The organism is Streptomyces sp. NPDC037126, from assembly GCF_055605965.1.
Genome location: NZ_JBVJTD010000002.1, coordinates 481712 through 504179, shown reverse-complemented (window position 1 = coordinate 504179; position 22468 = coordinate 481712). Strand labels below are relative to the sequence as shown.

Below are 22468 nucleotides of genomic sequence, written 5' to 3'. Positions count from 1 at the left end.
GGGCGGATCCGGTGGCCGGCCCGGCCGGCGCCCTACCGGTCCCCGGGGTTCCTGCGCAGCAGGTACGTGTCCATGATCCAGCCCTTGCGCTCGCGGGCCTCCGCCCGCACCCGCTCGATCTCCGGCGCGGCCTCGGCGAGCGGGCCGGAGACCAGGATCTCGTCCGGGGTGCCGATGTACGCGCCCCAGTAGATGTCGATGTCGTCCCCGGCGTACTTCCGGAAGGTCTGGTGCGCGTCCAGCATCACGACCACGTCGTCCACGTCCTCCGGGAAGCCCTCGGCGAGCCGCCGCCCGGTGGTGATCTGCACCGGGCGCGCGACCCGGTTCAGGCCCGTGCGGTGCCTGGCGACGAGCGCGGAGACACTGCTGATGCCCGGCACGACGTCGTACTCGAACGCGACCGCGCCCCGCTCCAGCACCTCCTGCAGGATCCCCAGCGTGCTGTCGTACAGCGCGGGATCGCCCCACACGAGGAAGGCGCCGGTGCCGTCCTCGCCCAGTTCCTCGGTGATCAGCCGCTCGTAGATACCGGCGCGGGCGCTGCGCCAGTCCTCGACGGCCGGCGAGTACGAGGACCCGCCCGCCCTGCGGTCCCGGTCCGGGTCCCGGGCCTCGACCACCCGGTAGGACCCCTCGGGCAGATGCGCGTCCAGCATGTCGCGGCGCAGCCGGGTGAGATCGCTCTTCACCTCGCCCTTGTCGAGCAGGAAGAACACGTCCGTGCCCCGCAGCGCCCTGACCGCCTGCAGGGTCAGCTGGTCGGGGTCGCCCGCGCCGATACCGATGACATGAATCTTTCGCACGCCACCGAGTCTGCCGTATGCCACTGACAGCGCGTCCACCGCCTCCACACGCGGTGCGACACCGCCCCGCAGCGCCCGTCAGGGGCCGAGCCGGGGCGCCTCGGCCCGCGCGTCCACGGCACCCGCGCCCTGCTCCACCCGCCCGGCCAGCTCCCGCGCCCACCGGGCGAGCCCGGCGAGGTCCATCCCGTACGGCCGGTCCTCGCCCCGGTCCCGCTCCCACTCCTCGACCGCGCCCGCGCCCCGCCGCAGCAGCCGCGCCCCGCCGACGGCGTTGCCGCGCGCCGCGTGCGTGAGGCCCACCGCCAGCTGGGCCAGCCCCCGCCACAGCGGGCGCTCGTCCCCGGGACCCGACTTCCAGGCGTCCTCGAACACCTCGTGCGCGTGGAACGGCTTGCCGTCGTCCAGCAGCGCCTGGGCCTCGGCGACCGTCTCCTCCGGCGCCCGCCGGACGCCCTCCGGCTGCCGCGGGACGCCCTGCGCGCCGTACGGCAGCGGCCGCCCCAGCCCGTCCCGGGGCCGGGCGCTGCGGGCCCGGCCCTCCGGGTCCCGGTCCCTGGCCTCCGATGCGTCCGCGTTCGTCATACGGCCGATTGTCCCCCGTTCCGCCCCGAGCCCCCTTCGGCGCACCCCCGCGCGTGGGGTAAAGTGCTCTTCGCGCGATCACACGGGTCACCGCGGGTGAGCGCATCGGGACGTGGCGCAGCTTGGTAGCGCACTTGACTGGGGGTCAAGGGGTCGCAGGTTCAAATCCTGTCGTCCCGACTTGCGACTGTGCAGGTCGGAGGTCGTGTCGGAAGTGATCCGACACGACCTTTCGTCATGTCCGCACGGTTCAGCCCTTGTTGGAGCCGAGGGTCAGGCCGCTGACGAACTGGCGCTGCAGAACGAAGTACACGACCAGGGTCGGGATCGCGGTCAGCAGGGCGCCGGCGGCCACCAGGTTGGGGTCGGTGAAGTACTGGCCGGAGAGGTTGTTCAGGGCCGAGGTGATCGGCATGTTCGCACCGGTCGAGATCAGCACGAGGGCCCAGAAGAAGTCGTTGTAGATCCAGATGGACAGCAGGGTGGCCAGCGCCGCCATGGCCGGCTTGCACAGCGGCAGGGTGATCTGCCAGTACAGCCGCCACACCGAGGCGCCGTCGACGAGCGCGGCCTCGGTCAGCTCGTGCGGCAGCGAGCGCATGTAGTTGCTCAGCACGAAGGCGCAGAACCCGGACTGGAACGCCACGTGGATGAGGACCAGACCGAGCGCGGAGTCGTACAGCTTGCCGCTCGCCGTGATGCCCGGCAGGTTCGTCAGCAGGTACAGCCGGTACAGAGGGGTGATGATGACCTGCTGTGGGAGCAGGTTGCCGGCCGTGAAGACCAGCAGCAGCGCCAGGTTCAGCCGGAAGTCGAAGCGGGCGACGTAGAAGGCGACACAGGAGGACAGGAACAGCGTCAGCAGGACGGCGGGCACCGCGATGACCAGCGTGTTGCCGAAGTAGTGCGTCATGTCCGACTTCTCGAACGCGTTCGTGAAGTTGTCGAGGTTCAGCGTGTGGGGCCAGGACACGTACCCCCTCGTGCTCGTCTCGCTGTACGGGCGCAGGGCCGAGAAGATCGCCCAGAGCAGCGGCGCGAGCCAGGCCAGGGCCGTGCCGGCGAGGAAGACGTGCAGCAGGATCCTGGCGGGGCGGACCGGGGCGCGCCGCTTCAGCGGGACAGTGGCGCTGCTCATGCGCGCCGCTCCTTCCGGAAGGTGGCGATCAGGTACGGGATGATCACCGCGAGGGAGATCACCAGCAGGACGACGGCGATGGCCGACCCGTAACCGATGCGGCTGGACTCGCCGATGATGTTGTCGGTGACCAGGATCGACAGCAACTCCGTGCCCTGGGCGCCCTTGTTGAAGACGAAGACCAGGTCGAAGGCGCGCAGCGCCTCGATGATGGTGACGACGAGGACGACCGTGTTGGTCGGGCGCAGGGTGGGGAAGATGACGTTCCTGAACGTCTGCCACTCGTTCGCGCCGTCCAGCGCGGACGCCTCCCGCAGCGAGGGGTCGACGCTCTTCAGGCCCGCCAGGTAGAGGATCATCATGTAACCGGCGTGCCGCCAGGAGGCGGCGATCAGGATCGCCCACAGGTTGAGCTTGGGGTCGCCGATCCAGTCGATGTAGTGGCCGGGCTTGTTGGCCCCGATGATGCTGTTGATCAGGCCCGTGTCCGGGTTGTAGACGAGCTGCCAGACGAAGCCGATGCACGCCATCGAGATGACGACCGGCAGGAAGAACGCGGTCTGGTAGACCCGGCTGAACCGGATCCTCTTGTCCAGCTGGACGGCGAGGAACAGCCCGAACGGGGTCGGGACCAGGATGAGCACGACGAACCAGATGACGTTGTGCTCGACGGCCGGCCAGAACTGCGGGTTGTCGCTGAAGAGTTGTGTGAAGTTGTCCAGGCCGACCCACTTGATCGAGTCGAACCCGATGCCGTCCCAGGTGGTGAAGGCCAGGAAGATCGAGGCGATGGCGGTGACCCAGACCAGGGCCACGTGCAGGACCGTGGGCACGCCCGCCATCACGGCGAGCGTGATCCGGTCGCGGCGGGTCAGCAGGCGCCGGTGGCCCCGCGTGGCCCGCGTGCGCGCGGGCGAGGTGCCCGGGGGCGGCGCGGCGGCCGCCTCCGGGTCCGTCGTCGTATCCGTCGTCATGTCGGTGCTCACGAGGACGCGAAGATCGTCTTCTTCTGGCGCTCGATGGACGACAGCAGGCTGTCCACGCCCTTGGGGTTCTGGAGGAACTTCTGCAGGCCCGGCTGCATCACCGTGGAGGTGAAGTCCGGCCGTGAGTCGCGGTCCATGAACTGGGTGAGGCTCTTGGCACCGCTGATCATCGTGTACGCCTTCTTCTGCAGCGCGGTGTACGAGGAGGTGTCGGCCTTGCTGGAGGCGGCCACCACGCTGTTGTCGGCCTTGAGGTAGATCGCCTCGGCCTGCGGGGTGCCGAGGAACTCCATGAGCTTGAGGACCCCGTCGTGGTTCTTCGGGGACTTGCTCACCATGAACCCGTCGGTCGGCGCCTCGACGGTGTCCTGCCCGTACGCGGGGTTGATCTCCGGGAAGGCGAAGAAGTCCAGGTCGTCCAGGTCGGCCTTGTCGGTGAACTGCTGGCCCACGAAGGAGCCGAGGACGTACATGCCCGACTTCTTGGCCACCAGCCCCTGTGCGGCGTCCTGCCAGGTGCGGCCCATGAAGCCGTCCTGGTGGTAGGGGAGGAGCTCGCTCCAGTGGTCGAAGACGGCCTTGACCTTGGGGTCGGTCCAGGACGCCTTGCCCGCCATCAGCTGGACGTGGAAGTCGTAGCCGTTGAGGCGGAAGTTGATCTGGTCGAAGGTGCCCATCGCCGGCCAGGCGTCCTTGTCGCCGAAGGCGATCGGGACCAGGCCGTCCTTCTTCATCTGCTTGCAGAGGGAGACGAACTGGTCCCAGGTGGTGGGGACCTGGTAGCCGTGCTGCTGGAACACGCTCTTGCGGTAGAAGACCGCCCACGGGTACGTGTACAGCGGAACGAAGTAGTACTTGCCGTCCTCGCCCTTGCTCAGCTTCTTCATCGCGTCGGGGAAGTTGTCCCCGATCTTCGCCCACACGTCGTCGATCGGCGAGGCCAGGCTCTTCGCCGCGAAGAACTGCATGCGGTATCCGGCGAACCAGGTGAACACGTCGTCAGGGGTGCCCTGGAGGTAGGAGTTGATCTGCTCCTGGAAGGTGTTGTGGTCCTTGGTGTTCACATCGACCTTGAGGCCCGACTGCTTGGTGAAGGCCGCGTAGATCTCGGCGAAGGCCTTCTTCGGCACCGCGTCCGAGGCGTTGGAGCCGAGGGAGACGGTCTTCGGGTCGGAGGAGGAACCGCTGCCGCCGCAGGCGGACAGCAGGGGTATGCCGGCACCGGCGAGGAGGGCGGCGCCGCCCGCCCCGCGCAGCAGCGAACGACGACTGGGACCCGGGACGGCAAGACCGGAGGGGGACAGGCGCATGGCGGCTCCTGACGGAAACAGGGTTCGGCCAAGGGGGTGAGTCGATCGCCTTGAGGTCTTCGAAACCGCTCAGAAATCAACTCGACCGAACATCGTGGCCGTAATAACAGCCCCAGGTCCGCGCAGGCGTCAAGAGTCGCGGTCGTCCTGACGGGTGTCTTGCCCGAAACGTAATCGTCAGCGTTACCTGCACTGTTGGGGTCGGGCGGACGCGACAGCCCCCACGGCACGGGCGGCCGTGGGGGCTGTGTGAACGGGAGTGGTTCCGTCCACCGGTCTGACCAGGAGGGCTGCGGGTGCGACGGGATCCTCCGGGTGCGACCGGGATCCTTCAGGTGCGCACCAGGAGCTGGAAGTCGAAGGCGTAGCGCGACGCCCGGTAGATGTGGGTGCCGTACTCCACCGGACGGCCGGTGACGTCGTAGGCGGTGCGCTGCATGGTGAGCAGGGCGGCGCCCTCCCGCTCGTCGAGGAGCGCGGCCTCCTCGGCCGTCGCGCTGCGCGCGCCCACGGACTGGCGGGCGCTGTGCAGGGTGATGCCGGCCGAGCGCATCATCCGGTACAGGCCCGTCGACTCCAGCCGCTCCGCGTCGAGTTCGAGCAGCGCGGAGGGCAGGTAGTTGCACAGGAACGCCACCGGTCTGCCGTGCGTGCCGCGCAGCCGCTCCAGCACGACGACCTCGGCGCCCTCGGCGACGGCGAGGGCCGCGGCCACCTCGGCGGTCGCCGGCACCCTTTCGTTGCGCAGCACCCGGGTCGTCGGGCGCTGCCCGGCCGACTCCAGGTCGTCGTAGAGACTGCTCAGCTCCAGCGGGCGTTTGACCTGGCTGTGGACCACCTGTGTGCCGACCCCGCGGCGGCGCACCAGCAGCCCCTTGTCGACCAGGGACTGGATCGCCTGGCGGACGGTGGGCCGGGACAGCCCCAGTCGCACGGAGAGGTCGACCTCGTTGCCCAGGAGGTTCCCCGGTGCCAGCGCCCCGTGCTCGATGGCCGTCTCCAACTGCCGGGCGAGCTGGTAGTACAGCGGCACGGGACTGGTGCGGTCGACCGTGAACGTGACGGAATCGAGCGCGCGATCACCCGGTGCCGTTCGCCGTGGGGTGCGGTGTACTGGGCTCATGCCTCTCAGGTGTAGATCCCGAAGGGCGGGGATGTCAATGATTTGTGCTTACATTCGGACCTGCTCGTGAAATGATGTCTTAACAAAGTATTGACAGCGGGCTCGCCAAGGACTTTGATCCCGTCCCAACGCAACAGCGTCCCTTCCCCCGTCGCACGCACAGTGAGGTGCAAGGAAAGATGGACCGCTCTTCTCGCTCGGGCTCCCGCAAACTGGTGCCGTTGGCGGCCGTGGCCGCCGCGGCGGCCCTGGCCCTCACGGGCTGCTCCAGCAGCCACGGCGGCAAGAAGGCCGAGGAGGCGGCGGCGAACGCCTCCGCGGGCAAGGCCGACACCCCCCGGATGACCGTCGCCCTGGTCACCCACCAGGCGCCCGGCGACACCTTCTGGGACACCGTCCGCAAGGGTGCCGAGGCCGCGGCGGCCAAGGACAACATCAAACTCGTCTACTCCGCCGACCCGAACGCGGGCAACCAGGCGAACCTGGTGCAGAACGCGATCGACCAGAAGGTCGACGGCATAGCGGTCACCCTGGCCAAGCCCGACGCGATGAAGGGCGTGGTCGCCAAGGCCGAGCAGGCCCGCATCCCGGTGGTCGGCCTGAACTCGGGCCTGAGCGACTGGAAGAAGCTGGGCCTGCTGTCGTTCTTCGGGCAGGACGAGAGCGTGGCGGGCGAGGCGTTCGGCGACAAGCTGAACACCACCGGCGCCAAGAAGATCGTCTGTGTCATCCAGGAGCAGGGCAACGTGGGCCTCACCCAGCGCTGCGACGGGGTGAAGAAGACCTTCAAGGGCACCACCGAGACGCTGTACGTGAACGGCACCGACATGCCGTCGGTGCGGTCCACGATCACGGCGAAGCTGAAGCAGGACAGCTCCATCGACACGATCGTCGCCCTCGGCGCCCCGTTCGCGCTGACCGCGGTGCAGTCCGTGGGCGACGCGGGCAGCAAGGCCAAGGTGGCCACCTTCGACCTGAACAAGGACCTGGTGAAGGGCGTCCAGAACGGCTCCATCGAGTTCGCCGTGGACCAGCAGCCCTATCTGCAGGGCTACCTGGCGGTGGACTCCCTGTGGCTCTACAAGAACAACGGCAACTACAGCGGCGGCGGCGTCCAGCCGGTGCTCACCGGCCCGGCGTTCGTCGACAAGTCCAACGTCGACAAGGTCGCCGAGTTCGCCGCGAAGGGGACCCGGTGATGAGCATGGCCCAGCAGGCCGTCGGCAGGCCGCCGACGTCCGGTTCCAAGCAGACCGACGGCCGTACCGCCCGGCGCCCGCTGGTGCTGAGGCTGCTGGCCCGGCCCGAAGTGGGCGTCTTCCTCGGCGCCGTCGCCGTCCTGGTCTTCTTCCTGATCGCGGCACCCTCGGTCCGCCAGGGCAGCTCGATGGCGACGATCCTCTACCAGTCGTCGACCATCGGGATCATGGCCCTTCCGGTGGCGCTGCTGATGATCGGCGGCGAGTTCGACCTGTCGGCCGGCGTCGCCGTGATCACGTCGGCGCTGACGGCGGCGATGCTCAGCTACCAGCTGACCATGAACGTGTGGACCGGTGTGATCGTCGCCCTGGTCGTGTCCCTCGGCATCGGCGCGTTCAACGGGTGGATGGTGATGAAGACCGGGCTGCCCAGCTTCCTGGTCACCCTCGGCACCTTCCTGATCCTGCAGGGCGTCAACCTCGCGGTCACCAAGCTGGTCACCGGCAACGTCGCCACCGACGACATCAGCGACATGGACGGCTTCGACCAGGCGAGGAAGGTCTTCGCCTCGTCGTTCGACGTCGGCGGGGTCCAGGTGAAGATCACCGTGGTCTGGTGGCTGGTCTTCGCGGCCCTCGCGACCTGGGTGCTGCTGCGCACCAGGTACGGCAACTGGATCTTCGCCGTCGGCGGCAACAAGGACAGTGCCCGCGCGGTCGGCGTCCCGGTGAAGTTCACCAAGATCACGCTGTTCATGCTGGTCGGCTTCGGCGCCTGGTTCATCGGCATGCACCAGCTGTTCTCGTTCAACACCGTGCAGTCCGGCGAGGGCGTCGGCCAGGAGCTGATCTACATCGCGGCGGCCGTGATCGGCGGCTGCCTGCTGACGGGCGGCTACGGCTCGGCGATCGGCCCGGTCTTCGGGGCCTTCATGTTCGGCATGGTCAACCAGGGCATCGTCTACGCCGGCTGGAACCCGGACTGGTTCAAGGCCTTCCTCGGCGTGATGCTCCTCGGCGCCGTCCTGATCAATCTGTGGGTCCAGCGCACGGCGACCCGGAGGTAACCGATGACTGACAACGGAACCGGCACCCACGGCGCCGTCCTCGCGGACACCGCGCCCGACGCGGACGGACCCCTGGTCGAGCTGCGCGGGGCGGGCAAGTCCTACGGCAACATCCGGGCCCTGCACGGGGTGGACCTCACCGTCCACGCCGGCAAGGTGACCTGCGTCCTCGGCGACAACGGCGCGGGCAAGTCCACCCTCATCAAGATCGTCTCAGGGCTGCACCAGCACACCGAGGGCGACGTCCTCGTCGATGGCACCCCGGTCCGCTTCACCAGCCCGCGTGAGGCCCTCGACAAGGGCATCGCCACCGTCTACCAGGACCTGGCCACCGTCCCGCTGATGCCGGTGTGGCGCAACTTCTTCCTCGGCTCCGAGATGACCAAGGGCCCCTGGCCGGTCCGCCGCCTGGACATCGCCCGCATGAAGGAGACCGCCGACCAGGAACTGCGCAACATGGGCATCGTCCTGGACGACCTCGAACAGCCCATCGGCACCCTCTCCGGCGGCCAGCGCCAGTGCGTGGCCATCGCCCGCGCCGTCTACTTCGGCGCCCGCGTCCTCATCCTGGACGAGCCCACCGCCGCCCTCGGCGTCAAGCAGTCGGGCGTGGTCCTGAAGTACATCGCCGCCGCCCGCGACCGCGGCCTCGGCGTCATCTTCATCACCCACAACCCCCACCACGCCTACATGGTCGGCGACCACTTCAGCGTCCTGCGCCTCGGCACCCTCGAACTCTCCGCCGACCGCAGCGAGGTCAGCCTCGAAGAGCTGACCAACCACATGGCCGGCGGCGCCGAACTCGCCGCGCTCAAGCACGAACTGGCCCAGGTACGCGGGGTCGACGTCGACGAACTGCCCGAGGAGCAGGACCTCACCGCGCCCGTGGCGACCTCCCCCGAAGGGAACTCCTGACCATGGCCCACGCCCTCGACCGCATCCGGGTCGGTTCGGCACCCGACTCCTGGGGTGTCTGGTTCCCCGACGACTCCCGGCAGGTGCCCTGGGAACGCTTCCTCGACGAGGTGTCCGAGGCAGGCTACGAGTGGATCGAACTCGGCCCCTACGGCTATCTGCCCACCGACCCCGCGCGGCTGCGCGAGGAGGTGGCCAGGCGGAACCTGAAGGTCTCCGCGGGCACGGTCTTCACCGGCCTGCACCGCGGCCCCTCCGTCTGGGAGGAGACCTGGGCGCACGTCAGCCAGGTCGCCGGGCTCACCCGGGCGATGGGCGCGCGGCACCTGGTGGTGATCCCCTCCTTCTGGCGCGACGACAAGACCGCCGAGGTCCTGGAGCCGCCGGAGCTGACCCGCGAGCAGTGGGCGCACCTCAGCAAGGGCATGGAGCGCCTCGGCCACGAGGTGAGGGAGAGCTTCGGCCTCGACATCGTGGTCCACCCCCACGCCGACACCCACATCGACACCGAGGCCCACGTCGAGCGGTTCCTCGACTCCACCGACTCCGGGCTGGTCAACCTCTGCCTGGACACCGGGCACTACGCCTACTGCGGCGGCGACAGCGTCAAGCTGATCGAGACCTACGGCGAGCGCATCGGCTATCTGCACCTCAAGCAGGTCGACCCCGCCGTCCTCGCCGAGGTCGTCGCGAACGAGGTGCCGTTCGGGCCGGCCGTGCAACGCGGGGTGATGTGCGAACCGCCCACCGGGGTGCCCGAGTTGGGACCGGTGCTGGAAGCGGCGCAGGAGCTGGGCGTGGACCTGTTCGCCATCGTCGAGCAGGACATGTACCCCTGCGAGCCGGACCGGCCGCTGCCGATCGCGGTCCGCACCCGGCGCTTCCTGCGCTCCTGCGGAGCCTGACAGCGCGCAACGCGCCGCACGTCGTCGCCCGGCCGTGACGATGTGCGGCGCACGCATGTGCCCTCCGCCTCCCGCAGGCCTGTTCCTGCGCAACCCAGATGGATTCGGCCATGGCATGGCCGGGAACCAACCGGGGCATGCGGGCGTTGTGCACGACGACGGGGGACGCCCGCTCCGACGGGAGGACGAGATGACACACCGCGCGGAAACCCCGAAGACGCCCCAGGACACCACCGACGCGGCGGTGCTGCGCCGCGACCGCTTCGGCGCCCTGCCCGAGCGGATACGCCCCGAGGACACGTTCGAGACGAAGCCGGCGACCGTGCCGGACCCGACGCGGGACACCTACAACCCGGACGAGTGGCTGATCAGGTACTGCGGCTGACCGTACGGACCCGGAGCGGCCGGGCACGGCGCGAAGTCCGTGCCCGGGCTCGGCCCGGACACGGACGGACGTGACCGCCGCGGCGCCGTCAGGCCTCCCGGACCTCCGCGAGGGTCACCGGGCGGTGCTCGTGGAGGGAGAGAGTGCAGGCCTCCGCGATCCAGCCCGCTTCGAGGGCGTCCTCGATCGTGCAGGGGGAGGGGCGGGTGCCGGCGACGACCTCCGTGAAGGCGGTGAGCTCGGCCCGGTAGGCCGCGGTGAAGCGGTCCATGAAGAAGTCGTGCGGGGTGCCCGACGGGAAGGTGGCACCGGGCTCGACCGAGCGCAGCGGGAGCTTGTCCTCCAGGCCGACGGCGATGGAGTCGGCGAAGCCGTGGAGTTCCATGCGCACGTCGTAACCCCGGGCGTTGTGGCGGGAGTTGGACACCACCGCGATGGTGCCGTCGTCCAGGGTCAGGACCGCGCCGGTGGTGTCGGCGTCGCCCGCCTCCCTGATGTAGTCGGCGCCCCGGTTGCCGCCGACCGCGTACACCTCGGTGACCTCGCGGCCCGTCACCCAGCGGATGATGTCGAAGTCGTGCACCGAGCAGTCGCGGAAGATGCCACCGGAGGCGGCGACGTACGCGGCCGGCGGCGGTGCCGGGTCCAGGGTCGTGGAGCGGACCGTGTGCAGCCTGCCCAGCTCGCCGGCCCGGACGGCGGCCCGCGCGGCGGCGAAGCCCGCGTCGAAGCGGCGGTTGTAGCCGATCTGGATCGGGACACCGCTGTCCCGCACGGACGCCAGCACCTCGACGCCCTCCGCCATGCCGCGGGCCACCGGCTTCTCGCAGAAGACGGGGACGCCGGCCGCCACACCGGCCCGGATCAGCGCGGGATGGGCGTCCGTGGCCGCGGCGACGACGAGACCGTCCACACCGGCGGCCAGCAGCGCCTCCGGCGAGTCCGCGACCTCGGCCCCGAACCGCTCCGCGGCGGCCTTGGCCGCGTCCGCGAACGGGTCGGCGACGACGAGCGACTCGACGGCGTCCAGGCCGGACAGGGTCTCGGCGTGGAAGGCGCCGATGCGGCCGAGGCCGAGGATTCCGATGCGCATGGGTGGTGCAACTCCTAGCGTCCTGGGTGCGGGGCCCGGAAGGCGTCCGGCCCTGTCATTCTTGTCAGTACAAACCCGTCGAACAATCAGCAGGCGGCAATCAAAAACCCCTCAAGGAGCCGGTCCATGGGACACCCGTTCCCCCTCCGGGAGATCGCACGTCAGGCAGGTCTGAGCGAGGCCACCGTGGACCGCGTGCTCAACGGCAGGGGAGGGGTGCGGGAAAGCACCGCGCAGGAGGTGCACCGGGCCATCGCCGACCTCGACCGGCAGCGCACCCAGGTACGGCTGGTCGGCCGCACCTTCATGGTCGACATAGTGGCGCAGGCACCCGAGCGGTTCACCACCGCCGTGCGCGCCGCCCTGGAGGCCGAACTGCCGGGACTGCACCCGGCGGTGGTCCGCTCCCGCTTCCACTTCCGCGAGACCGGCCCGGCGCGGGAGCAGGTGGGCACGCTGGACCGGATCGCCCGCCGGGGTTCGCAGGGTGTGATCCTGAAGGCCCCGGACGTCCCCGAGGTCGCCGCGGCCGTCGGCCGGCTCACCGCCGCCGGGATACCGGTCGTCACCCTCGTGACCGACCTGCCCACGAGCGGCCGGCTCGCCTACGTCGGCATCGACAACCGGGCGGCCGGCGCGACCGCCGCCTATCTGACCGGCCAGTGGCTCGGCGACCGCCCCGGCAACGTCCTCACCAGCCTCAGCAGCGGTTTCTTCCGCAACGAGGAGGAGCGCGAGATGGGCTTCCGGGGCGTGATGCGGGCCCGGCACCCCGAGCGGACCCTGGTGGAGATCGCCGAGGGGCAGGGCCTGGACGCCACGCAGTACGACCTGGTGCGCGCCGCGCTGGAACGGGACCCCGGGATCCGGGCCGTCTACTCCATCGGCGGCGGCAACAACGCCACCCTGAAAGCCTTCGCCGACCTCGGCCGCGACTGCGCGGTGTTCGTCGCCCACGACCTCGACCACGACAACACCCGCCTGCTGCGCGCCCACCGCCTGTCCGCCGTCCTCCACCACGACCTGCGGCACGATCTGCGCGAGGCCTGTCACGAGGTGATGCGCTTCCACGGAGCGCTGCCGCCCGCGGGGCCCGTGCCGCCCTCGCCGATCCAGGTCGTCACCCCGTACAACATGCCTACAGGCTGACCCAGCCGCCGCTCGCGGCCGACTCCGCCATCGCGTCGAGCACGGCCGCGCCGTGCACCGCGTCGGCGAGCGTCGCGCCGTACGCCGTGCCCTCCGCGACGGAGCGCACGAACCGGTACGCCTCGATGACCTTCAGGTCGTCGTAGCCCATCGCGTTGGCCGCGCCCGGCTGGAACGCGGCGAACTCGCCCGCCCCGGGGCCGACGTACACCGTGCTCACCGGCTGGTCCTGGTAGGTCGTGCCCCGGCTGACCGCCAGCTCGTTCATGCGCCGGAAGTCCCAGAACACCGCGCCCTTCGTGCCGTGCACCTCGAAGCCGTAGTTGTTCTGCTCGCCGACCGAGACCCGGCAGGCCTCCAGCACGCCCCGCGCACCGGAGGCGAAGCGCAGCAGGCAGTTGACGTAGTCCTCGTTCTCCACCGGACCCGGCTCGCCGCCGGAGGCGAGGGTGTGACCGGCCGTGGCCCCGGCGGGCCGGGCGCGCTCCGGGAGGAAGACCGCGGTGTCGGCGGTGAGCGAGGCGATGTCGCCGAGCAGGAAGCGAGCCAGGTCGGCGCCGTGCGAGGCCAGGTCGCCGAGCACCCCGCTGCCGCCGCGCTCGCGCTCGTACCGCCAGGTCAGGGCGCCGTCCGGGTGCGCCGCGTAGTCGCTGAACAGCCGGACGCGCACATGGGTGACCGTGCCGATCTCGCCGGCGGCGATCAGCTCGCGGGCGGCCTCGACGGCCGGCGCGTTGCGGTAGTTGAAGCCGACCGTGCCCTGCACCCCGGCCTTGGCGACCGCGTCCGCGACCGCGCGCGCGTCCCCGCCGGTCAGGCCCACCGGCTTCTCGATCCAGATGTGCTTGCCCGCCTCCGCCATCGCCACGCCGATCTCGCGGTGCAGGAAATTCGGGGCGGTGATGCTGACCGCACGCACCCGCGGATCGGCGGCCACCTCGCGCCAGTCGCGGGTGGCGGAGGCGAACCCGAACCTCTCGGCGGCCTCCTCGGCCCGGCCCGGCACCTCCTCGGCGACCGTGACCAGCCGGGGCCGCAGCGGAAGCTGGGGGTAGTGGTGCGGGAGACGGGCGTACGCCTGGGTGTGCACCCGGCCCATCCAGCCGAACCCGACGACGGCGACGCCCAGCGCTTCCACCATGACAGCCTCTCCCTGGCCCGAGTTGGACCGGTCCACGACCTCGCTCTCGGCCCACCTTTGTCCTGACATGGCAAGCGTGTCAACCCTTTGACAGCGCGGTCCACCACATGGAACGGTCCATCCCATGAGACCACCGACGATCCGTGACGTGGCCCAACGGGCCGGGGTGTCGAAGTCGCTGGTCTCGCTGGTGCTGCGCGGCTCCGGACCGGTGCGCCCGGAGAAGCGGGAGGCCGTGCTGCGGGCCGTGCGCGAACTGGGCTACCGGCCCAACACGGCCGCCCGCAGCCTGAGCGAACAGCGCGCCCTGCCCCGCTCCGGGCCTCCCGCGCACGCGCGGACCCCCATGATCGGCGTGCTCCTGGACGACCTGCGCAACCCCTGGTTCGTCGACCTGCTCGACGGCCTCGACCCGCCGCTGCACGCGGCCGGCCTGCGCATGCTGCTCGCGGACGCCCGGCTGAACCGGCGGATGGGCCACGACCTCGCCGAACCCTTCACGGACCTCGGCGTCGACGGTCTTGTGGTGGTCGGCACGGTGCCCGACGCGGGCGCCCTCGGCGAGCTGGCGCGGCGGATGCCGGTCGTGGTCGCGGGCGCCCGCGAACCGCAGCCGCCCGGCGTGGACGTCGTGGCCGGTGACGACGAGCGCGGCGCGCGGCTCGCCACCGAGCACCTGCTCGGGCTCGGCCACCGCCGGATCGCGCACCTCGCGGGGCACGGCGCCGTCGGCGAGCTGCGCCGGCGCGGCTTCGAGGCGGCGATGCGGGCGCACGGCGCCGAACCCCTGGTCGAGCCCGGCGACCTGACCGAGGAGGGCGGCTACCGCGGGACCGTGCGCCTGCTCAGCCGCCCCGAGCGGCCCACGGCGCTCTTCGCGGTCAACGACATGGCCTCGGTCGGCGCGCTCTCGGCGGCCGGGGAACTGGGCCTGCGGGTACCGCGCGACCTGTCGGTGGCCGGCTACGACAACACCAGCATCTCCCGGCTGCGGCACGTCTGGCTGACCACCGTCGACGCGTCCCCGCACGAGGTCGGGCGGCGCGCCGCCCACTGCCTCCTGGACCGCTTCGAGCGGCCGGCGGCCGAGGCGCGCGTGCAACTGGCCGTACCTGCCCTGGAGATCCGGGGGACGACGGCGCCGCCACCGCCGTCCTGATCCGGGGCCGTCAGAGATTGATGGCGTACGCCTTGCGCAGGGTCTCGTGCACGGTCCACGTCGTACGGTCGCCCGCGCGCAGCACCGCCATGTCGCCCGGCCCGACCTCGAGCGTCGGCCCGTCCTCGACCTCGACCGTGGCCGAGCCGCTGACGACCACGAACAGCTCGTCCGCCTCGGTGTCGGTGACCACGCCCGGGGTGATCTGCCAGATCCCGCGGATCTGCCGGCCGTCCGCCGACTCCCAGACCACCTTTCCGGTGACCTCCGGACTCCCGGAGACGATCTGCTCCGGGTCGAGGGGCTCGGGTTCGAGGTCGGCGTCCGGGATGTGGAGCGCGAAGCTGTGCGTCATGGGACGACCCTAGCGAGCCCCCTCCCTCGGCCGCCGTCGACAGTGTGTGGGGCATCGGGCCTGGTCGGAGGACACTTCGTCGGGCCGCGCGGACTGGCGGCAGTGCCGGGCACGGGTGATCGTGGGGGACATGGCCGACTCCACGGCGCCCGCCCGCGCGCCGGGCGGACGGCATCACGGCACGCGCGAGGCCGTCCTGTTCGGCGGGGTCTACGGATCCGTCCTCGCCAGCTCGATGGTCGCCGCCCTCACCCAGTACGGACACAGCTCCGCCGCCAGCCGCCGCTACGACGCCCTCTGGCTGCTGGTGACCGCGCTCGCCTCCGCCATGGCCCACGGCTACGCCCACTACATCGCCGAGCGCGCCCCGCACGGCCGCTGGGACGTGCTGCGCGCCCTGCGCGACGAGTGGCCGCTGGTCACGGCCGTGCTGCCGACGGTGTTCCTGCTCGCGGGCGCGGGCTGGGGGTGGTGGCCGCCGAACGGAGTGGAGTACCCGGCGTTCGGCCTGAACATCCTGATCCTCTTCAGCCTCGGCCTGGTCACCGCCCGCGGGTCGGCGCGGAGCTGGCCGGCCGCCGTGGTCGTCGGCCTGGGGGACGCGACGCTGGGGTTCGTCGTGGTGGTGGCGAACGCGCTGATCAAGTAGGCGGGAGTGAGATTCCCGCGGCGGCCGGTGCGGATCCCGTACGGGGGTCATCCGGGGCCGGTGCGGATGCGGCGCGTCGCTCTCCCCGGCCGCCGCGCACAGGGCGTTCACCTCGTCCGCGTAGACGTTCTCGAAGAGGTCGCGGCGGGTGGGGAAGTTCCGGTACAGCGTGCCGATGCCGACATCGGGCCGGCCTTCGCCTCGATGGCCAACCTGGTCGTGGGCAGCGTGCCGCCCGAGCAGACCGGCGCCGCGACCGGCATGAACGCCAGCATCCGCACCATCGGCGGTTCCATCGGCGCCGCGCTCACCGGCGTCCTGGTCACCGGGCTGCTGCAGCCCTCGGGCCTGCCGTACGCCTCCGGCTACACCCACGCCTGGGCGCTGCTCACCGTCCTGTGCGTGGGCGCGGCCGGTGCCGCCCTCCTCGTCCCGGTCCGCCGCCCCGCCCGGCTGGTGGTCGCCGACCCGGCCGTGGAGACACGGGCACCCGCGCGAGTGCGGTAGGGTTGACCTGCGTGATCACGCGGCGGAAACCGCGTGGGACTGCAACGGGACGTGGCGCAGCTTGGTAGCGCACTTGACTGGGGGTCAAGGGGTCGCAGGTTCAAATCCTGTCGTCCCGACTTGCGAGTTCGCAGGTCTGGGCCGTGTCGGAGGTTTCCGGCACGGCCCTTTCGCCGTTTCAGGCCTGCTGTCGCCGGCGGCGGCCCGCCATCAGCGCGTAGACGATGATCCCGACGAACAGGAACAGCACGCCCTGGTACACCGCCGCGTAGCCGGCGCCCGCCATCAGCCAGACCGAGAAGAGGGCCGCCACCGCGGTGATCACCGAGTCCCGCACCAGCCGTGCCCGGTTCACCGACCCGGCGCGTCCGGAGACGAGGTGGAAGAGCTGGGCGGCGGTGGCCAGCAGGTACGGCACCGTCGCGGTGAACGTGGTCACGAGGACCAGGACCTCGAAGACCTTCCCGGAACCCGACATGTAGTTGTAGACGGTGAGCAGCGAGGCGAGGACCACCGTGACGCCGACGCCGACCGTGGGCACGCCCCGGCGGCGGCGCGCGAAGGCGGACGGGAACAGGCCGTCCTGCGCGGCGGCGTACGGCGTCTGGGCGCTCAGCAGCGTCCAGCCGTTGAGGCAGCCGGTCATCGACACCAGCGCCGCGAGCGCCACGGCCCAGCCGCCCCACGTGCCGCCGAACATCGCGTTCACAGCGTCCGAGAAGGGCGCGGTGGAGTGCACCAGGCGGTCGTGCCGCACCGTGCCGAAGACGGACAGCGTGCCCAGCAGGTACACCAGGGCGGCGCCCGCGGTGCCGATGACGGTGGCGCGGCCCACGTTGCGGCGGGCGTTCCTGACCTCGCCCGCGCTGACCGCGGCGGACTCCACCCCGAGGTAGGAGAAGAGCAGCAGGGCGGCGGAGGCGGACACCGCGCCGATCGCACCCTGGCCGCTGGTGTTGAACGGCCCGAGCCTGGTCGGGTCGAAGAAGAACAGCCCGCCGACCGCGACGAGCAGCAGCGGCACGAACTTCAGCACGGTGGAGACCAGCTGGACGGCGCCCACGTAACGGGTGCCGGCGAAGTTGGCGAGCGCGGGGAGCCACTGCAGCACCAGGGCGGCCAGGCACGCCGTCCAGCGGTGGCCGCCGACCGGGATCAGCACGTCCAGGTAGCCGACGGCGGCGACGGCGAGCGCGGCGTTCGACACCCAGGTGGTGATCCAGTACGCCCAGGCCGCGAGGAAGCCCGCGAAGTCGCCGAACGCCTCACGGGCGTAGACGTACGGGCCGCCGGTGCGGGGGTCGCGCGAGGCGAGCCGGCCGAACACCAGGGCCAGGGCGATGGCACCGACGGTCAGCACACCGAAGGCGACGAGGCTGACCGTGCCGAAGGGGGCGATGGAGGCGGGGAGCAGGAAGATGCCGCCGCCGATGATGTTGCCCATGACCAGGGCGGTGGCCACGGGCAGTCCGAACCGGCGGGCGTGCCGGCTGGGGCTGCCCTGGGGCTCCTCGGCGGGAATCCCCAGGGTCTCCGAGGGGGCCGGAGCCGACTGCGGGGCGGTTCCGGTGACGTGCATGGGTGGTGCGCCTCTCATCGAACTGGTGTCCCAGGATCGCCGGGACGGGGCCATGGTCGGGGATGCCCCCACCTGTCGCAAAATCGCCGTTTGTTCTGTGGCCCCGACCCGCCGATCGCGCAAAAAGTGCGCCGATGTGCCCTTTGCGCCGTGAGATGTCCGGTGGGCCCGATCGGCGCACCGAAGCCGGAGAATCCTTTCACCGCAGCAGGCTCGTCAGCGGAACCAGGGCGGTGAACAATGTGACCACAGTGGCAGACCCGGGCTCGGGAGGCCGTATGAGTACATCAGCGGAGTCGAGGGTCTCCGGGCTCGAGGTCCGGTCCATCGACTACGTCCCCCTGGACGAGCGGCACGGAAAACTGTGGCATCTGGGCCCCCTGTGGTTCATGTCCAACGCCCAGATCGCCACCCTGGCCGTGGGTCTGATCAGCATCACGAGCGGCGGGAACCTCATCTGGTCGCTGCTGGCCATCGTCGCCGGAACCGTCATCGGCACCTTCTTCATGGCCTTCCACTCGGCCCAGGGCCCCCAGCTCGGGCTGCCGCAGATGATCCAGTCGCGGCCCCAGTTCGGCTACGTCGGTGCCCTGCTCGTCTGGCTCTTCGCCTATGTGCAGTACGCCGGGTTCAACGTCTTCAACAGCATCCTGGCCGCCGACGCCCTGCACACCACGCTGCACGGCGGGGTGAAGCTGTGGGTCGTCGTGGTCACCGCGGTCGCGCTCGTCGTCGCGCTCGTGGGCTACGACATCATCCACAAGGCCGAGCGGGTCCTGACGTACGTCTTCCTGGTGATCTTCGGGATCTTCACGGTCGGCGTCCTGGTCACCCTGCACTACCCGGCGGGCTCCTTCGACCTGGGCGCCTTCCGGTGGACGCCGTTCCTCGCCCAGTTCGGCGTGGTCGCCGGCTACCAGATCAGCTGGGCCATCTACGTCTCGGACTACTCCCGCTACCTCCCGCCCGACGTGACCGTCCGCAAGACCTTCTACTGGACGTACTTCGGCTCCGCGCTCGGCGGCATCTGGCTGATGGTGCTCGGGACGCTGCTGGCCGCCTGGGCGGGCTCCAACTTCGAGACGATCCGCTCCATCAACGCCGCCGGCGACAAGGTGTTCGACGGCTTCGGCGCGATCGTGCTGCTCTTCGCCGCCCTCGGACTCGTCTCGGTCACCGCGCTCAACATGTACGGCGGCTCCCTGACGCTCATCAGCGGTATCGACTCCTTCCGGCGGGTGAGGCCGACGCTGGCCGTGCGGCTGCTCACCCTCGGCCTCACCGCGGCGCTCTCCCTGATCGGCGCGCTCGCCGCGACCGCGCACTTCCTGGCGAACTTCAACGACTTCCTGCTGCTGGTGCTCTACCTGTTCATCCCGTGGACCGCGGTGAACCTCATGGACTACTACGTCGTGCGCCGCGGCCACTACGCCGTCGCCGAGATCTTCAACCCCCGCGGCATCTACGGCCGCTGGGGCTGGCACGGCATCGTCTCCTACGTCGTCGGCTTCGTCGTCATGATCCCGTTCTTCTCCGTCGGCACCCTGTACGTCGGCCCCGCCGCGAAGGCGCTCGGCGGCGCCGACATCTCCCTGTTCATCGGGCTGCCGGTCTCCGCGGCGCTCTACTGGGTGCTGACCCGCTCCATCGACGTGGACGCCGAGGCCCGTCTCGCCGGCGTGGAGGCGGAGGAGCTGGAGAGCGCGGCGCGCGAACACCGGGAACCCTGAGCCGGGCCTGGCCCGGGGGTCAGTCGCCCGCCGCCCACAGGCTCCGGACATGCCCCAGATGACGGGTCATGACCGCGCGCACGGCCTCCTCGTCGCGCTCCAGCAGCGCATCCAGGAGCTCCAGGTGCTCCTCGGCGGAGGACAGCAGCCGGCCCGCCTCCACCAGCGCGGTCAGGCCGTACAGACGGGAGCGGCCGCGCAGGTCGGCGACCACCTCGACCAGGTGGGCGTTGCCCGCCAGGGCGAGCAGACCGAGGTGGAAGCGGGTGTCCGCCTCCACGTACGAGATCAGGTCGCCCGCGGCCGCCGCGGTGACGATCTCCCGGGCCGCCGGGCGCAGCGCCTCCAGGGAGACCCGGTCGGCCGTGCGCGCCAGCCCGGCTACGGTGGGGATCTCGATGAGCGCGCGGATGTGCGTGTACTCGTCCAGCTGCCGGTCGGAGACGGCGGTGACCCGGAAGCCCTTGTTCGGCACCGTGTCGACCAGGCCCTCCTTGGCCAGGTCCAGCATCGCCTCCCGCACCGGGGTCGCCGAGACACCGAAGCGCGCCGCGAGGGAGGGCGCCGAGTAGACCTCGCCCGGCCGCAGCTCGCCCGCGATCAGTGCGGCGCGCAGTGCGTCGGCGACCCGCTCGCGGTAGCTGCTCCGCCGGCCGCCGAGATGGGGGAGCGACGCCGGTGCCTCCCCGGGCTGCGGCTTCTGTGCCATGTCACGCATCACGCGAGTCTAGAGGATGAACCCCTCCGGGAACGGATCGGTGGGATCCAGCAGGTACTGGGCGGTGCCCGTGACCCACGCCCGGCCGGTGAAGCTCGGCAGCACGGCCGGGACCCCGGCGACCTCTGTCGTCCCGAGCAGCCGTCCGGTGAACCGGGTGCCGATGAAGGACTCGTTCACGAACTCGGTGTCCAGCGGGAGTTGGCCGCGCGCGTGGAGCTGCGCCATGCGCGCGCTCGTCCCCGTGCCGCAGGGGGAGCGGTCGAACCAGCCCGGGTGGATGACCATCGCGTGACGCGAGTGCCGGGCGGTCGCGCCGGGCGCGTGGAGATGGACGTGGTGGCAGCCGCGGATGGACGGGTCCGCCGGATGCACCGGTTCGGCCTCGGCGTTGATCGCCCGCATCAGCGCCAGGCCGGCCGCCAGGATGTCGTCCTTGCGGGCACGGTCGAAGGGCAGCCCGAGCGCGTCGAGGGGGAGGATCGCGTAGAAGTTGCCGCCGTAGGCGAGGTCGTAGGTGACGGTGCGGCCGTCGGGCAGGGTGATCCGGCGGTCCAGGCCGACGGCGAAGGACGGGACGTTGCGCAGGGTCACGTTCCGGGCGGCGCCGTTCTCCACCGCCACCTCGGCGACCACCACCCCCGCGGGTGTGTCGAGCCGGATCGTGGTCACCGGCTCCACGACCTCCACCATCCCGGTCTCCACCAGCACGGTCGCCACCCCGATCGTGCCGTGCCCGCACATCGGCAGATAGCCGGAGACCTCGATGTAGATGACGCCCCAGTCGCAGTCCGGGCGGCTCGGGGGCTGCAGGATCGCGCCGCTCATCGCGGAGTGGCCGCGCGGCTCGTTCATCAGCAACCGCTTGATGTGGTCGCGGTGTTCACGGAAGTACAGCCGCCGGTCGTTCATCGTGGCGCCGGGCACGGCGCCGACGCCACCGGTGATCACCCGGGTCGGCATGCCCTCGGTGTGCGAGTCGACGGCGTGCAGGACGAGCTTGCTGCGCATGATCCGGCTCCCTTGTGCGCGCTTATGCGAGACCGGCGGCGACGGCCTTCTCGGTGGCCGCCCTGACCGCGGCCTCCTGCTCGGGCAGCAGCGGTACGCGCGGCGGGCGCACCGGGCCGCCGTACCGGCCGACGACGTCCATGGACAGCTTGATCGCCTGTACGAACTCCACCCGGGAGTCCCAGCGCAGCAGCGGGTGCAGCTGCCGGTAGAGGGGGAGGGCGGTGCCCATGTCGCCGGCCACCGCCGCACGGTACAGCTCCGCCGAGGCCCGCGGGAGCGCGTTCGGGTACCCGGCCACCCAGCCCCTCGCGCCCGCCACCGCCAGCTCCAGCAGGACGTCGTCGGCGCCGGCCAGCAGGTCAAGTTCCGGGGCGAGTTCGGAGATCCGGTAGGCCCGGCGGACGTCGCCGGAGAACTCCTTCACGGCGTGCACGGACCCCTCCGCGTGCAGCCGGGCGAGGAGTTCGGGCACCAGGTCGACCTTGGTGTCGATCGGGTTGTTGTACGCCACCACCGGCAGACCCGACCTGGCGACCTCCGCGTAGTGGGCGAGGACGGAACGCTCGTCGGCCCGGTAGGCGTTGGGAGGCAGCAGCATCACCGACGCGCAGCCCGCCTCGCCCGCCTGCTCGGCCCAGCGCCGGGCCTCGGCCGAGCCGTAGGCGGCGACGCCCGGCATCACCCGGTCGCCGCCGACCGCGCCGACGGCGGTCTCCACCACGCGGGCGCGCTCTCGCGGGGTGAGCGTCTGGTACTCGCCGAGGGAGCCGTTCGGCACGACGCCGTCGCAGCCGTTCGCCACCAGCCAGGCGCAGTGCTCCGCGTAGCGGTCGTGGTCGACGGAGAGGTCGTCGCGCAGGGGAAGCGCGGTGGCGACGAGGACGCCCCGCCAGGGTCGGTGCTGCGGTCGGGTCATGGGTGATCCCCCATCCATAGGGTGTGACATATTACTGTC

General features: G+C 71.0%; 22 protein-coding genes, 2 tRNA genes and 2 pseudogenes. 12 read left to right on the top strand and 14 right to left on the bottom strand.

Translation table 11 applies throughout. The features are described 5' to 3' along the window. Nucleotides 1–32: 32 nt before the first annotated feature. Together cobF and ACZ7FF_RS07260 are read right to left on the bottom strand one after the other, a co-directional pair. Nucleotides 33–806, bottom strand: a complete 774-nt coding sequence (gene cobF, locus ACZ7FF_RS07265; RefSeq protein ID WP_470810207.1) for a precorrin-6A synthase (deacetylating) — start codon at nt 804–806, stop codon at nt 33–35. Between the two features lie 78 nt (nt 807–884). After that, nucleotides 885–1391 (bottom strand): DUF309 domain-containing protein, encoded by a 507-nt coding sequence (locus ACZ7FF_RS07260; protein WP_470810205.1) that lies wholly within the window; start codon nt 1389–1391, stop codon nt 885–887. A gap of 106 nt (nt 1392–1497) precedes the next feature. Between ACZ7FF_RS07260 and ACZ7FF_RS07255 the strand changes: the two genes are divergently transcribed. Next, a tRNA-Pro gene (locus ACZ7FF_RS07255) sits at nt 1498–1571 on the top strand. A gap of 70 nt (nt 1572–1641) precedes the next feature. Here ACZ7FF_RS07255 and ACZ7FF_RS07250 read toward each other — a convergent pair. The 4 genes from ACZ7FF_RS07250 to ACZ7FF_RS07235 form a co-directional block, all read right to left on the bottom strand. Continuing rightward, a complete protein-coding gene (locus tag ACZ7FF_RS07250) occupies nt 1642–2529 on the bottom strand; it encodes a carbohydrate ABC transporter permease (protein ID WP_470810204.1) in 888 nt (295 codons plus the stop codon). Continuing rightward, entirely contained in the window at nt 2526–3503 is a 978-nt protein-coding gene (locus tag ACZ7FF_RS07245; RefSeq protein ID WP_470810594.1) for a carbohydrate ABC transporter permease, read from the bottom strand. The genes ACZ7FF_RS07250 and ACZ7FF_RS07245 overlap by 4 nt, the downstream gene beginning before the upstream one ends. 8 nt (nt 3504–3511) lie before the next feature. Next, nucleotides 3512–4825: an ABC transporter substrate-binding protein gene (locus ACZ7FF_RS07240; RefSeq protein WP_470810202.1), complete on the bottom strand. Its 1314-nt coding sequence runs from the start codon at nt 4823–4825 to the stop codon at nt 3512–3514. A gap of 331 nt (nt 4826–5156) precedes the next feature. Further along, the gene (locus ACZ7FF_RS07235; RefSeq protein WP_470810200.1) at nt 5157–5948 is read right to left on the bottom strand and encodes a GntR family transcriptional regulator; all 792 of its coding nucleotides are present in this window, start codon (nt 5946–5948) and stop codon (nt 5157–5159) included. Nucleotides 5949–6127: 179 nt separating this feature from the next. Between ACZ7FF_RS07235 and ACZ7FF_RS07230 the strand changes: the two genes are divergently transcribed. The 5 genes from ACZ7FF_RS07230 to ACZ7FF_RS07210 all read left to right on the top strand — a co-directional run bounded on the left by ACZ7FF_RS07230 (nt 6128) and on the right by ACZ7FF_RS07210 (nt 10419). Beyond that, on the top strand, nt 6128–7147 hold the full coding sequence (locus ACZ7FF_RS07230) for a sugar ABC transporter substrate-binding protein (RefSeq protein ID WP_470810198.1): 1020 nt from the start codon (nt 6128–6130) through the stop codon (nt 7145–7147). Continuing rightward, nucleotides 7147–8214 carry an ABC transporter permease gene (locus ACZ7FF_RS07225; RefSeq protein WP_470810196.1) on the top strand — a complete coding sequence of 356 codons (1068 nt, stop codon included), beginning with the start codon at nt 7147–7149 and terminating at the stop codon, nt 8212–8214. The genes ACZ7FF_RS07230 and ACZ7FF_RS07225 overlap by 1 nt, the downstream gene beginning before the upstream one ends. A gap of 3 nt (nt 8215–8217) precedes the next feature. After that, nucleotides 8218–9129 carry an ATP-binding cassette domain-containing protein gene (locus ACZ7FF_RS07220; protein ID WP_470810194.1) on the top strand — a complete coding sequence of 304 codons (912 nt, stop codon included), beginning with the start codon at nt 8218–8220 and terminating at the stop codon, nt 9127–9129. 2 nt (nt 9130–9131) lie between these two features. Beyond that, on the top strand, nt 9132–10034 hold the full coding sequence (locus ACZ7FF_RS07215) for a sugar phosphate isomerase/epimerase family protein (RefSeq protein ID WP_470810193.1): 903 nt from the start codon (nt 9132–9134) through the stop codon (nt 10032–10034). Nucleotides 10035–10224: 190 nt separating this feature from the next. Continuing rightward, nucleotides 10225–10419, top strand: a complete 195-nt coding sequence (locus ACZ7FF_RS07210) for a hypothetical protein (protein WP_470810191.1) — start codon at nt 10225–10227, stop codon at nt 10417–10419. 88 nt (nt 10420–10507) lie between these two features. Here the strand turns inward: ACZ7FF_RS07210 and ACZ7FF_RS07205 are convergent, their stop codons facing one another. Further along, entirely contained in the window at nt 10508–11512 is a 1005-nt protein-coding gene (locus ACZ7FF_RS07205) for a Gfo/Idh/MocA family protein (RefSeq protein WP_470810190.1), read from the bottom strand. Between the two features lie 126 nt (nt 11513–11638). Here ACZ7FF_RS07205 and ACZ7FF_RS07200 point away from each other — a divergent pair, with 126 nt between their 5' ends. Continuing rightward, entirely contained in the window at nt 11639–12661 is a 1023-nt protein-coding gene (locus tag ACZ7FF_RS07200; RefSeq protein ID WP_470810188.1) for a LacI family DNA-binding transcriptional regulator, read from the top strand. On the opposite strand, the gene ACZ7FF_RS07195 is transcribed toward ACZ7FF_RS07200, so the two are convergent. Continuing rightward, on the bottom strand, nt 12651–13802 hold the full coding sequence (locus ACZ7FF_RS07195) for a Gfo/Idh/MocA family protein (RefSeq protein ID WP_470810187.1): 1152 nt from the start codon (nt 13800–13802) through the stop codon (nt 12651–12653). The two genes, ACZ7FF_RS07200 and ACZ7FF_RS07195, sit on opposite strands and share 11 nt — an antisense overlap. 124 nt (nt 13803–13926) lie before the next feature. Between ACZ7FF_RS07195 and ACZ7FF_RS07190 the strand changes: the two genes are divergently transcribed. Next, nucleotides 13927–14961: a LacI family DNA-binding transcriptional regulator gene (locus ACZ7FF_RS07190; protein WP_470810185.1), complete on the top strand. Its 1035-nt coding sequence runs from the start codon at nt 13927–13929 to the stop codon at nt 14959–14961. A gap of 10 nt (nt 14962–14971) precedes the next feature. Here ACZ7FF_RS07190 and ACZ7FF_RS07185 read toward each other — a convergent pair whose 3' ends face one another. After that, on the bottom strand, nt 14972–15316 hold the full coding sequence (locus ACZ7FF_RS07185; protein ID WP_470810183.1) for a cupin domain-containing protein: 345 nt from the start codon (nt 15314–15316) through the stop codon (nt 14972–14974). Nucleotides 15317–15446: 130 nt separating this feature from the next. Between ACZ7FF_RS07185 and ACZ7FF_RS07180 the strand changes: the two genes are divergently transcribed. Continuing rightward, a complete protein-coding gene (locus ACZ7FF_RS07180) occupies nt 15447–15965 on the top strand; it encodes a hypothetical protein (protein WP_470810181.1) in 519 nt (172 codons plus the stop codon). Nucleotides 15966–16046: 81 nt separating this feature from the next. Here the strand turns inward: ACZ7FF_RS07180 and ACZ7FF_RS07175 are convergent. Beyond that, a pseudogene (locus ACZ7FF_RS07175) lies at nt 16047–16157 on the bottom strand (TetR/AcrR family transcriptional regulator); the annotation flags it as partial. On the opposite strand from ACZ7FF_RS07175, the pseudogene ACZ7FF_RS07170 reads away from it, so the two are divergent. Together ACZ7FF_RS07170 and ACZ7FF_RS07165 are read left to right on the top strand one after the other, a co-directional pair. After that, nucleotides 16149–16472: pseudogene (locus ACZ7FF_RS07170) on the top strand (MFS transporter); the annotation flags it as partial. The pseudogenes ACZ7FF_RS07175 and ACZ7FF_RS07170 sit on opposite strands and share 9 nt — an antisense overlap. Before the next feature lie 45 nt (nt 16473–16517). Beyond that, nucleotides 16518–16591 (top strand) — tRNA-Pro (locus tag ACZ7FF_RS07165). A 59-nt stretch (nt 16592–16650) separates the two neighbouring features. Here the strand turns inward: ACZ7FF_RS07165 and ACZ7FF_RS07160 are convergent. Further along, complete coding sequence (locus tag ACZ7FF_RS07160) at nt 16651–18051, bottom strand: amino acid permease (protein WP_470810179.1); 1401 nt, start codon at nt 18049–18051, stop codon at nt 16651–16653. A 278-nt stretch (nt 18052–18329) separates the two neighbouring features. Between ACZ7FF_RS07160 and ACZ7FF_RS07155 the strand changes: the two genes are divergently transcribed. Beyond that, complete coding sequence (locus ACZ7FF_RS07155) at nt 18330–19781, top strand: purine-cytosine permease family protein (RefSeq protein ID WP_470810178.1); 1452 nt, start codon at nt 18330–18332, stop codon at nt 19779–19781. Nucleotides 19782–19800: 19 nt separating this feature from the next. Here the strand turns inward: ACZ7FF_RS07155 and ACZ7FF_RS07150 are convergent, their stop codons facing one another. From ACZ7FF_RS07150 to ACZ7FF_RS07140, 3 genes are read right to left on the bottom strand one after another with little or no spacing between them, the layout of a single operon-like run. Continuing rightward, nucleotides 19801–20499, bottom strand: coding sequence for a GntR family transcriptional regulator (locus tag ACZ7FF_RS07150; protein ID WP_470810176.1), 699 nt, complete (start codon nt 20497–20499; stop codon nt 19801–19803). A 9-nt stretch (nt 20500–20508) separates the two neighbouring features. After that, nucleotides 20509–21510: a proline racemase family protein gene (locus tag ACZ7FF_RS07145; protein WP_470810174.1), complete on the bottom strand. Its 1002-nt coding sequence runs from the start codon at nt 21508–21510 to the stop codon at nt 20509–20511. Nucleotides 21511–21532: 22 nt separating this feature from the next. Further along, nucleotides 21533–22429: a dihydrodipicolinate synthase family protein gene (locus tag ACZ7FF_RS07140; RefSeq protein ID WP_470810173.1), complete on the bottom strand. Its 897-nt coding sequence runs from the start codon at nt 22427–22429 to the stop codon at nt 21533–21535. Between the last annotated feature and the right edge of the window lie 39 nt (nt 22430–22468).

Coding starts and splice junctions, on each gene's coding strand:
- ACZ7FF_RS07260 (WP_470810205.1), bottom strand. CDS start 1,391: ATGACGAACGCGGACGCATCGGAGGCCAGGGACCGGGACCCGGAGGGC.
- ACZ7FF_RS07250 (WP_470810204.1), bottom strand. CDS start 2,529: ATGAGCAGCGCCACTGTCCCGCTGAAGCGGCGCGCCCCGGTCCGCCCC.
- ACZ7FF_RS07245 (WP_470810594.1), bottom strand. CDS start 3,503: ATGACGACGGATACGACGACGGACCCGGAGGCGGCCGCCGCGCCGCCC.
- ACZ7FF_RS07240 (WP_470810202.1), bottom strand. CDS start 4,825: ATGCGCCTGTCCCCCTCCGGTCTTGCCGTCCCGGGTCCCAGTCGTCGT.
- ACZ7FF_RS07235 (WP_470810200.1), bottom strand. CDS start 5,948: ATGAGCCCAGTACACCGCACCCCACGGCGAACGGCACCGGGTGATCGC.
- ACZ7FF_RS07230 (WP_470810198.1), top strand. CDS start 6,128: ATGGACCGCTCTTCTCGCTCGGGCTCCCGCAAACTGGTGCCGTTGGCG.
- ACZ7FF_RS07225 (WP_470810196.1), top strand. CDS start 7,147: ATGAGCATGGCCCAGCAGGCCGTCGGCAGGCCGCCGACGTCCGGTTCC.
- ACZ7FF_RS07220 (WP_470810194.1), top strand. CDS start 8,218: ATGACTGACAACGGAACCGGCACCCACGGCGCCGTCCTCGCGGACACC.
- ACZ7FF_RS07215 (WP_470810193.1), top strand. CDS start 9,132: ATGGCCCACGCCCTCGACCGCATCCGGGTCGGTTCGGCACCCGACTCC.
- ACZ7FF_RS07210 (WP_470810191.1), top strand. CDS start 10,225: ATGACACACCGCGCGGAAACCCCGAAGACGCCCCAGGACACCACCGAC.
- ACZ7FF_RS07205 (WP_470810190.1), bottom strand. CDS start 11,512: ATGCGCATCGGAATCCTCGGCCTCGGCCGCATCGGCGCCTTCCACGCC.
- ACZ7FF_RS07200 (WP_470810188.1), top strand. CDS start 11,639: ATGGGACACCCGTTCCCCCTCCGGGAGATCGCACGTCAGGCAGGTCTG.
- ACZ7FF_RS07195 (WP_470810187.1), bottom strand. CDS start 13,802: ATGGTGGAAGCGCTGGGCGTCGCCGTCGTCGGGTTCGGCTGGATGGGC.
- ACZ7FF_RS07190 (WP_470810185.1), top strand. CDS start 13,927: ATGAGACCACCGACGATCCGTGACGTGGCCCAACGGGCCGGGGTGTCG.
- ACZ7FF_RS07185 (WP_470810183.1), bottom strand. CDS start 15,316: ATGACGCACAGCTTCGCGCTCCACATCCCGGACGCCGACCTCGAACCC.
- ACZ7FF_RS07180 (WP_470810181.1), top strand. CDS start 15,447: ATGGCCGACTCCACGGCGCCCGCCCGCGCGCCGGGCGGACGGCATCAC.
- ACZ7FF_RS07160 (WP_470810179.1), bottom strand. CDS start 18,051: ATGCACGTCACCGGAACCGCCCCGCAGTCGGCTCCGGCCCCCTCGGAG.
- ACZ7FF_RS07155 (WP_470810178.1), top strand. CDS start 18,330: ATGAGTACATCAGCGGAGTCGAGGGTCTCCGGGCTCGAGGTCCGGTCC.
- ACZ7FF_RS07150 (WP_470810176.1), bottom strand. CDS start 20,499: ATGCGTGACATGGCACAGAAGCCGCAGCCCGGGGAGGCACCGGCGTCG.
- ACZ7FF_RS07145 (WP_470810174.1), bottom strand. CDS start 21,510: ATGCGCAGCAAGCTCGTCCTGCACGCCGTCGACTCGCACACCGAGGGC.
- ACZ7FF_RS07140 (WP_470810173.1), bottom strand. CDS start 22,429: ATGACCCGACCGCAGCACCGACCCTGGCGGGGCGTCCTCGTCGCCACC.